This window comes from Micromonospora sp. NPDC048169 (genome assembly GCF_040652815.1).
Taxonomy (GTDB): domain Bacteria; phylum Actinomycetota; class Actinomycetes; order Mycobacteriales; family Micromonosporaceae; genus Micromonospora.
In genome coordinates this window covers 21,395-29,964 of sequence record NZ_JBEZMS010000054.1, presented here as the reverse complement: position 1 = coordinate 29,964, position 8,570 = coordinate 21,395, and the positions used below count along the sequence as shown (strand labels likewise).

Sequence of the window (8,570 nt, the reverse complement as noted above, 5' to 3'; positions counted from 1 at the left end):
CATCCTGCACTGGTCGATCTGGCGACGAACATCCCAAGCCCGAGCCCGACGATCCCACTACCAGCGCAGACAAGCGAAGTGACGTTGGAGTACTAGGATCGGTGGATGACGGTGCCGCAGCCGCCCGAGCCGATTCCCGGGGCTCGGCTGCTCTTCTCCCTCGATCCCTCCGTCAGTCACCTCAACCACGGCTCGTTCGGCGCCGTACCGATCGCCGTGCAGCGCGCCCAGCAGCGCCTGCGCGACGAGATGGAGGCCAACCCGCTGCGGTTCTTCACGCAGGGCCTGGTCGACCGGATCGCCCACGCACGGCGGCACCTGGCCGCGTTCCTCGGCGCCGACCCGGACGGCACCACGCTCGTCGGCAACGCCACCGCTGGCGCGGCCGTGGTGCTGCAGTCGCTGGCCCTGCGCCCCGGCGACGAGATCGTGACCACCGACCACGGGTACGGCGCGGTGGCGCTGTCCGTCGCCCGGGAGTGCGCCCGCACCGGTGCGGTGTCCCGCACCCTGCCGGTGCCGTTGACCACCACCGACGAGGAGGTGGTCGAGATCATCCGCGACGGGCTGCGCCCCGGGCGCACCAGGCTGCTGATCGTCGACCAGCTCACCTCGCCGACCGCCCGGCTGTTCCCCACCGCGGCGATCGTCGCGGTGGCCCGGGAGCAGGGCGTGCCGGTACTGGTCGACGCCGCCCACGCACCGGGCATGCTGCCGGCCACCGTCGCCTCCGTCGGCGCCGACTTCTGGGTCGGCAACCTGCACAAGTGGGCGTACGCGCCACGCGGCACCGCCGCGCTCGTGGTGGCCCCGCAATGGCGGGAGAGGATCCAGCCGCTCGTCGTCTCGTGGGAGCAGGACAGCGGCTTCCCGGTCCGGGTCGAGTGGCAGGCGACGCTCGACTACACCGGCTGGCTGGCCGCCCCGGTGGGCCTGTTCACGTTGCGCAGCCTCGGCGTGGACCGGGTACGCGCACACAACGCGGCGCTGGCCGCGTACGGGCAACGGGTCGTCGGGGACGCACTCGGTGTGGCGCCCGAGCGGCTGCCGGAGCCCGGCGGGCCTGCGGTCGCCATGCGGCTCGTGCCGCTGCCGCCCGGTGTCGCGACGACGCTCGACGCGGCCCGGGAGCTGCGGACCCGGATCGCCGAACGGCTCTCCGCCGAGGTGTCGATCGCCGGCTGGAACGGGCGCGGCTACCTGCGGCTGTGCGGCCAGGTCTACAACACCCCCGACGAGTACGACCGGCTGGCCGTCCGGCTGCCCACGCTGCTCGCCCAGGGCTGAGCGATACACCCGATCACCCGGCGGGGACGGGGTGCAGCGGGAGCAGCCGGACCCGACCGAGCCCGAGCAGGGCCAGCGGGTCGAGATATTCGGTGTCGCGTCGCAGTCCCCAGTGCAGGCAGGCCGCCCCGGCGCAGCCCTGATGCCCGGCGAGCAGGTCGCCGACCGGCGCGCCGGCGGCCACCGGCGTGCCGGCGGTGAGCCGGGAGCGGACCGGTTCGTATGTGGTGCGCAGCCCGTCGGAGTGGCCGACGGTGAGCACCGGCCGGCCCGCGACGATGCCGGCGAACAGGACGGTCCCGGCGCCGGCAGCCAGCACCGGCGCGCCGGGAGCGGCGGCGAGGTCGACGCCCCGGTGCCCGGACAGCCAGGGCTGCGGCGGCGGGTCGAACCGCCGCACCACCCGCGGCGCACCCGTCAGCGGCCACCGGAACCGCCCGCCGGGCGCACCCCGAAGTCCCGCAGCCGATCCGCCCGCCGCCGAAGCCCCGGAGCCCGGGACAGCCGCAGGAGACCCCGGCAACGGCCGGACCGAGGACGACAGCGCCGCCCGGGACGGCACGGAGACACCCGGCAGGCAGACGACGAGGCACAACACCACCAGCCCGGCCCTGCCCGCTACAGAGATCGAGGAACGCACGCCGACCACCCTGCCGCCCCGGGCACCGTCCCGCGAACCCCACCCGGCCGCCCTGTGGACGGCGCACCGCCTGTGGACGAGCGCCGAAATCGGGGCCGATCTGCTAGGCCCTGGACGCCTATGCTGGCCGGGTGACGAAGGACTGGTACGCCTGGCACAGCGACTACGACCAGCCCGAGTCCGCACTGGCGCGGCGGCTCGCCGAGGTGCGGCAGCGTGTCTCCGACGCCCTCGACGCCGCGCCGCCCGGTCCGCTGCGCGCGCTGAGCCTCTGCGCGGGTCAGGGGCGCGACCTGATCCCGGTGCTGGCCGCCCACCCCCGGGGGCGCGACGTGACCGCCCGCCTGGTCGAGCTGGACCCACGAAACGCCGATCCGGCCCGCCGCGCCGCCGCCGACGCGGGGCTCACCGGCGTGGAGGTGGTGACCGGGGACGCCTCGCTGACCGACCGCTACGCCGATCTGGCCCCGGCGGATCTGGTACTGGTCTGCGGCATCTTCGGCAACATCGGCGACGACGACATCCGGGCCACGGTGCGGCACTGCGCCTCGCTCTGCGCCACCGGCGGCACCGTGCTGTGGACGCGGCACCGGCGTGAGCCGGACCTGGTGCCGGTCATCTGCGAGTGGTTCGCCGAGGAGGGCTTCGAGCCGGTCGCTGTGGGTAGCCCGGCCGACGGTGTGGGCGTCGGCGCGCACCGCTTCACCGGCACGCCGCGCCCGCTGGCGCCGGGCGTGCGGATGTTCACGTTCGTGGGCTACGACGTGCTGGAGCGGACGGAGCAGGAATGACCACAGTGGACGATGTCAGTCGGCCCTCACGGGTGGCCGGGCCGGACGAGGCGATCAGCGTCGAGGAGCTTCAGCTCGCCGCGCGCAACCACGGCATCCCACTGGAGGCCCTGCGGTACGACGTGACCCCGGCGGGCCTGCACTACCTGCTCATCCACTACGACATCCCGGACGTCGACCCGGCCGCGTACGCGCTGGGCGTGTCCGGCGCGGTCGAGCGTCCACTGCGGCTGGACCTGTCGGCGCTGCGCGAACGGCCCCGGGTGACCCACCGCGTGACGCTGGAGTGCGCCGGTAACGGCCGGGCGCTGCTGCGTCCCCGCCCGGTCAGCCAGCCCTGGCTGGTGGAGGCGGTGGGCAACGCCGAGTGGACCGGTACGCCGCTGGCGCCGCTGCTGCGCGAGGCCGGCATGTCCGGCGACGCGGTCGACGTGGTGTTCACCGGCGCGGACCACGGGGTGGAGCGCGGTGTCGAGCAGGACTACCAGCGGGCGCTGCCGGTGGCCGACGCGCTGCGCGAGGAGGTGCTGCTGGCGTACGAGATGAACGGCGCTCCCCTGCTGCCGCAGCACGGGGCGCCGCTGCGCCTGATCGTGCCCGGGTGGTACGGCATGGCACACGTGAAGTGGCTGCGCGACATCACTGTGACGACTGAGCCGTTCGACGGCTACCAGAACGCGGTGGCCTACCGGCTGCGGCGCGACGCCGACGACCCGGGCGTGCCGGTGACCCGGATCGAGCCGCGCGCGCTGGTGCGTCCGCCCGGCTTCCCGGACTTCATGTCCCGCACCCGGGTGCTTCGTCCGGGACAGTGCACTCTGGACGGTCGGGCCTGGTCCGGCCACGCGCCGGTGACCTCGGTCGAGGTGACGGTGGACGGCGGCGAGACGTGGACACCGGCGCTCCTCGACGAGCCGGCCGCCGGCGAGTGGGCGTGGCGCCGCTGGTCCGTGAGCTGGACGGCGACGCCGGGGCGCTACGTGCTCGGCGCCCGGGCGACCGACGCCTCGGGGCGCACCCAGCCGGTCGAGCAGCCGTGGAACCGGGGCGGGTTCGCGAACAACCTGGTGCAGCGGGTCGAGGTGGTCGTGCCGGCGGAGTGAGCCGGGGGCGTTGCGCCGCCTGCGGTCAGCTCCCGAATCCGGAATCTGCGGGAAGCGAGATGTCGGGCTTTTCGAGCTCTTCCACATTGACGTCCTTGAACGTCATCACTCGCACATTCTTGACGAAACGGGCAGGACGGTACATGTCCCACACCCAGGCGTCGTGCATCTCGACCTCGAAGTAGACCTCGCCGTCGGAGTTGCGCACGTGCAGGTCGACCTGGTTGGCCAGGTAGAAACGGCGCTCGGTCTCCACCACGTAGGAGAACTGGCGGACGATGTCCCGGTACTCCCGGTAGAGCTGCAGCTCCATCTCGGTCTCGTACTTCTCGAGATCTTCCGCGCTCATCGCACTCCGCCTTCCATGACCACATCTTCCCCCACCGACGCCGGAGGTCGCGGCTGCTCGCCCAACGCCACGCCGACGGTACCCCCTGACACGCCGCAGCGCCCCATCGGCTCGTCCGGGCGGCCGGCGAACGCGCCGGGCGACAGCCCTGGCAGCCCGGCCACGGGCTCGGATGGCGCCCCGTCGGCGCCGGCACCCGCCGGACGGCGGGCGCGGGGAGGCCGGCCGTCCCGCCCGGAGACGGCGGCCACGTTCACGTACGAGAAGCGGTGTTCCCGGCAGGGCCCGAGCGCGCGCAGCGCGGCGCTGTGCTCGGCGGTGATGTAGCCCTTGTGCTCGGCGAACCCGTAGCCGGGGAACCGCCCGTCCAGCTCCACCATGATCCGGTCCCGGGTGACCTTCGCCAGCACGCTCGCCGCCGCCACACACGCGGCCACCCGGTCGCCCTTCCAGACCGCCAGGCCCGGTACGTCCAGCCCGTCGACGCCGAAGCCGTCGGTCAGCACGTACTCGGGGCGGGTGGTGAGCGAGGCGAGCGCCCGGCGCATCGCGGCGAGGTTGCACACGTGCAGCCCGCGCGCGTCGACCTCCTCGGCCGGGATGACGACCACGGCGTACGCCAGGGCCCGTGCCACCACCTCGTCGTGGACGCGCTCGCGGGCGGCGGCGGTGAGCAGCTTCGAGTCGGCCAGTTCGTCGATCTCACCACGCCGGCCCTCGGGCAGGATCGCGGCGGCGGCCACGAGCGGCCCGGCGCAGGCGCCGCGACCGGCCTCGTCGGCGCCCGCCACGTGCCGGAAGCCGCGCCGTTGCAGGGCCCGCTCCAGCGCGTAGAGGCCGCCGTCGCGGCGGACCACGGTGCGCGGCGGGGTCAGCACGCGCCACCTCCGGTCAGTACGGCGCCGAGCCGGCCGGGCAGGTCCGGCGGGTAGTAGCGCTCGGTGCAGGCGGCCAGCTCGGCGACCGGCCACCAGCGGTGCCCGTGCACGCTCGCCCGCTCGACGTCGTTGAAGCCCGCGGTGTCGACCTCCCAGCCCGGCACCCGGACCAGGTAGAACTGCTGCTCCTGGCGGTACCAGACGCCATCGAACGGGAACTCGACGATGTCCGACCAGACCGGCGTGCCCAGCTCGGCCGGGGCCAGCCGCAGACCGGTCTCCTCGGCCAGTTCCCGGGCGGCGCCGTCGGCCGGGGCCTCCCCCGGCTCCAGCCCGCCGCCGGGCGTGAACCAGTAGCGGTGGCCCGGCCGGGCCGGATCACTGCCCTCGAACAGCAGCACCCGGTCGGACGCGTCAACCAGCAGCACCCGGGCCGCGCGACGAGGGGTGTAGACGGTCACCGGACCAGCCTGCCAGACGCCTGTGACGAACGACCACGCCCTCCCGCCGCCGACGCCGGGCCGGCGTGCCGGAGCGTGGCGCGGACCCGCTCAGGGATTGGGGATCCCGTCGAACTGCTCGGGCACGGTGAGCCAGGTCGCACGGCTGACCGGCCAGAAGATGGTGAACGCCCGGCCGACGACCTCGCCCTCGGGGATGGTGGCGACGTTGATGTCCTCGCCCGACTGCTGCCAGTGCTCGAGCGAGTCGCCGGACGCCTCCCGGTGGTCGCCCATGACCCACAGGCGCCCCTTCGGCACGGTGATGTCGAAGTCCTGGTCGGCGGGCTTGTTGCCGGGGAAGATGAACGGCTCGTCGATCGGCTTGCCGTTGATGATCAGCCGTTCCTGGCCGCCGGTGCGGTCGCAGCAGACCACGTGATCGCCGCCGACGCCGATGACCCGCTTGATGAAGTCCTCGCCGTCGGGGTTGCCGCTCCACTCGGTGGGGGCCTTGAAGACGATCACCTCGCCCCGGTGCGGCGACCGGAAGTCGTAGACCAGCTTGTTGACAAGCACCCGATCGTCGATCTTGAGGGTGTTCTCCATGGACGGCGACGGGATGAAGAAGGTCTGCAGCACGAAGGCACGCACCAGCACCGCGACCAGGATCGCCACGCCCAGGAGGATGGGCAGCTCCTTCCAGAAGGAGCTGCGGGGCTTCTCGGTCTGCTCGTCGATCACGGGAGGAGCCTACGTCGCCCGGTGCGGCGCGGTCGCCCCGAACCCGCCAGAACGGTGAGCGTCGCCGCGACCGGAAGGATCAGGACGACTCCGCCCACCGGGTCGGGATCGACCGGGACCGGCCCGGCCGGCGCGGCCTCCGCGCGCGGCACGCTGGTGAACGTCTCCGGTACGGGCAGTGTGGTCCACCGCTGCGACGGCCAGACGATCATGAAGGCGCGGCCGACCACGTTCTCGATCGGCACCGGCCCCTGACATCGGGCGTCCTGCGAGACGAGCCGGTGGTCACCCATCACGAAGATCTGCCCCGGCGGCACCACCACCTCGGTGAACTGCCGCGACCGGCACTCCTTGGGGTTCGGCGGCAGGTCGACCGGGGAATCTTCGGAGACGTACGCCTGCTCGTCCAGCGGCACCCCGTTGACCACCACCCGGCCGTCGTCGCAGCACCAGATCTTGTCGCCCGGTACGCCGATGACGCGCTTGATGAAGTCCTTCTCGCCAGGGCGGCTGACGCCCACCAGGTCGCCGAGCGTACGGCCGACCCGGCCGGCGAAGTTCGTCGGCGGCGCGGGCGCCTCCTGGGCGACCCAGCGGTCGGTGCCCCGGAACACCACCACCTCGCCGCGGACCGGGTCGCGGACGTCGTAGACGACCTTGTTGACGAGCACCCGGTCGCCGACGAGCAGCGTGTCCTCCATCGACCCGGAGGGGATGAAGAACGCCTGGAGCAGGAAGGTGCGGATCAGCACCGCGAGGCAGAACGCCACGATCAGCAGCAGCGGCAGCTCCTGCCAGAGCGGCATCTGGCGGCGGCCACGCCGGGCTCGCCGGCGCCAGGGATCGACGGCACCGTCCTCGTCAACCATCTGCACCATGCCACTCTCCGGTCCGCGGAAACGACACTACCGCCCGGGAGTCCCCTCGGAGACCCCACGGGCGGTAGTGGACCGTTTCGCACCGTCCGGTCGCGCCCGTACCGACCAGAGTAATGCGATCCGGTCGATACGACATCCGCGCAGCTCGGGCGGCGTGGCGAACGAAAGTCAGTTCGCCGGCTGCTTCTCCCGCAGCTCCTTGATCTTGGCCTTCTTGCCGCGCAGCTCACGCAGGTAGTAGAGCTTGGCGCGACGCACGTCACCGCGGGTCACGACCTCGATCCGGTCGATGCCGGGGCCGTTGAGCGGGTAGGTCCGCTCGACGCCGACGCCGAAGCTGACCTTGCGGACCGAGAAGGTCTCGCGCAGACCGTCACCCTGGCGGCGGATGACGACGCCCTGGAAGATCTGGACCCGGGACCGGTTGCCCTCGACGACTCGCGCGTGCACCTTGACGGTGTCACCGGCACGGAAGTCGGGCAGGTCGGTACGCTTCGACTGGGCGTCAAGGGCGTCCAGGATGTTCATCGCTGCGTCCTCGTGAGGCTCACGGCGCATCGTCAGTCGATGCGCGAACGGGTGATTCTGACCCCCGGGTGGTGACCGGCGAGGCCGGCCCCGGTCGAGGGTCCTCGCAACCACCCACGGCGTGGACGGATGCGGCAACCCCTCTACTTTGCCACATGCTCCGGTGGCGAGGAAAATCCGCCCCGGTCCAGCGCCGCCCGGTCCCGCTTGTCGAGCGTCTCCGGGGGCAGCGCGCCGATCATGTCGGGGCGGCGCTGCGCCGTGCGCAGCAGCGACTCGTCGCGCCGCCAGCGGTCGATCCGGGCGTGGTCGCCGGAGCGCAGCACCTCGGGCACGTCCAGCCCGCGCCAGCTCGCCGGCTTCGTGTAGAGCGGGGCCTCCAGCAGGCCGTGCGCGTGCGACTCCTCGTCCAGCGAGCCGGCGTTGCCGAGCACACCGGGCAGCAGCCGGGTGACCGCCTCCAGGATCACCAGCACGGCCACCTCGCCGCCGAAGAGCACGTAGTCGCCGAGGGAGACCTCGGTCACCGGCATCCGGGTCGCGGCGTGGTCCAGCACCCGCTGGTCGATGCCCTCGTACCGGCCGCAGGCGAACAGCAGGTGCGACTCGGCGGCCAGCTCGTGCGCAAGGGCCTGGGTGAACGGGACGCCCGCGGGCGACGGCACGAGCAGCCGGGGCAGCGTGTGCCCGTCCGGGCTCAGCTCGTCCGGCGCCAGCGCGTCCAGCGCCTCGCCCCACGGCTCCGGCCGCATGACCATGCCGGGACCGCCGCCGTAGGGCGTGTCGTCGACGGTGCGGTGCACGTCGTGGGTCCAGGTCCGCAGATCGTGTACGGCCAGCCGCAGCGTGCCGTTCGCGCGGGCCTTGCCGATCAGTGACAGGTCCAGCGGGGCGAAGTACTCGGGGAAGATCGACACGATGTCGACGCGCAT

11 protein-coding genes are annotated in these 8,570 nt (G+C 72.9%); 3 read left to right on the top strand and 8 right to left on the bottom strand.

Annotated features, from left to right (window positions below; all coding sequences use genetic code 11):
* The first annotated feature begins 105 nt into the window (after positions 1-105).
* On the top strand, positions 106-1,287 hold the full coding sequence (locus tag AB0D28_RS27920; protein WP_357390574.1) for an aminotransferase class V-fold PLP-dependent enzyme: 1,182 nt from the start codon (positions 106-108) through the stop codon (positions 1,285-1,287).
* A 13-nt stretch (positions 1,288-1,300) separates the two neighbouring features.
* On the opposite strand, the gene AB0D28_RS27915 is transcribed toward AB0D28_RS27920, so the two are convergent.
* The gene (locus AB0D28_RS27915; RefSeq protein WP_357390578.1) at positions 1,301-1,831 is read right to left on the bottom strand and encodes a M23 family metallopeptidase; all 531 of its coding nucleotides are present in this window, start codon (positions 1,829-1,831) and stop codon (positions 1,301-1,303) included.
* Positions 1,832-2,058: 227 nt separating this feature from the next.
* Here AB0D28_RS27915 and AB0D28_RS27910 point away from each other — a divergent pair, with 227 nt between their 5' ends.
* Both AB0D28_RS27910 and AB0D28_RS27905 read left to right on the top strand, forming a co-directional pair.
* The gene (locus AB0D28_RS27910) at positions 2,059-2,718 is read left to right on the top strand and encodes a class I SAM-dependent methyltransferase (protein ID WP_357390572.1); all 660 of its coding nucleotides are present in this window, start codon (positions 2,059-2,061) and stop codon (positions 2,716-2,718) included.
* Entirely contained in the window at positions 2,715-3,821 is a 1,107-nt protein-coding gene (locus AB0D28_RS27905) for a sulfite oxidase (protein WP_357390570.1), read from the top strand. Before AB0D28_RS27910 ends, AB0D28_RS27905 begins: the two co-directional genes overlap by 4 nt.
* Positions 3,822-3,846: 25 nt before the next feature.
* Here the strand turns inward: AB0D28_RS27905 and AB0D28_RS27900 are convergent, their stop codons facing one another.
* The 7 genes from AB0D28_RS27900 to trmD form a co-directional block, all read right to left on the bottom strand.
* The gene (locus tag AB0D28_RS27900; RefSeq protein WP_011905215.1) at positions 3,847-4,170 is read right to left on the bottom strand and encodes a DUF2469 domain-containing protein; all 324 of its coding nucleotides are present in this window, start codon (positions 4,168-4,170) and stop codon (positions 3,847-3,849) included.
* Positions 4,167-5,048 carry a ribonuclease HII gene (locus AB0D28_RS27895; RefSeq protein WP_357390568.1) on the bottom strand — a complete coding sequence of 294 codons (882 nt, stop codon included), beginning with the start codon at positions 5,046-5,048 and terminating at the stop codon, positions 4,167-4,169. Before AB0D28_RS27895 ends, AB0D28_RS27900 begins: the two co-directional genes overlap by 4 nt.
* Complete coding sequence (locus tag AB0D28_RS27890) at positions 5,042-5,509, bottom strand: NUDIX hydrolase (RefSeq protein ID WP_357390566.1); 468 nt, start codon at positions 5,507-5,509, stop codon at positions 5,042-5,044. The genes AB0D28_RS27895 and AB0D28_RS27890 overlap by 7 nt, the downstream gene beginning before the upstream one ends.
* A gap of 90 nt (positions 5,510-5,599) precedes the next feature.
* Complete coding sequence (gene lepB, locus AB0D28_RS27885; protein ID WP_357390564.1) at positions 5,600-6,232, bottom strand: signal peptidase I; 633 nt, start codon at positions 6,230-6,232, stop codon at positions 5,600-5,602.
* Positions 6,229-7,110 (bottom strand): signal peptidase I, encoded by an 882-nt coding sequence (gene lepB, locus AB0D28_RS27880; RefSeq protein ID WP_357390562.1) that lies wholly within the window; start codon positions 7,108-7,110, stop codon positions 6,229-6,231. The genes lepB (AB0D28_RS27885) and lepB (AB0D28_RS27880) overlap by 4 nt, the downstream gene beginning before the upstream one ends.
* Before the next feature lie 168 nt (positions 7,111-7,278).
* On the bottom strand, positions 7,279-7,638 hold the full coding sequence (gene rplS, locus AB0D28_RS27875) for a 50S ribosomal protein L19 (protein WP_013284591.1): 360 nt from the start codon (positions 7,636-7,638) through the stop codon (positions 7,279-7,281).
* A gap of 143 nt (positions 7,639-7,781) precedes the next feature.
* Positions 7,782-8,570, bottom strand: coding sequence for a tRNA (guanosine(37)-N1)-methyltransferase TrmD (gene trmD, locus AB0D28_RS27870; protein ID WP_357390559.1), 789 nt, complete (start codon positions 8,568-8,570; stop codon positions 7,782-7,784).

Bases quoted from the DNA above. Each gene is read 5' to 3' on its own strand.
- trmD (WP_357390559.1), bottom strand. From the start codon at position 8,570: ATGCGCGTCGACATCGTGTCGATCTTCCCCGAGTACTTCGCCCCGCTG.
- AB0D28_RS27905 (WP_357390570.1), top strand. From the start codon at position 2,715: ATGACCACAGTGGACGATGTCAGTCGGCCCTCACGGGTGGCCGGGCCG.
- rplS (WP_013284591.1), bottom strand. From the start codon at position 7,638: ATGAACATCCTGGACGCCCTTGACGCCCAGTCGAAGCGTACCGACCTG.
- lepB (WP_357390562.1), bottom strand. From the start codon at position 7,110: ATGGTGCAGATGGTTGACGAGGACGGTGCCGTCGATCCCTGGCGCCGG.
- AB0D28_RS27900 (WP_011905215.1), bottom strand. From the start codon at position 4,170: ATGAGCGCGGAAGATCTCGAGAAGTACGAGACCGAGATGGAGCTGCAG.
- AB0D28_RS27920 (WP_357390574.1), top strand. From the start codon at position 106: ATGACGGTGCCGCAGCCGCCCGAGCCGATTCCCGGGGCTCGGCTGCTC.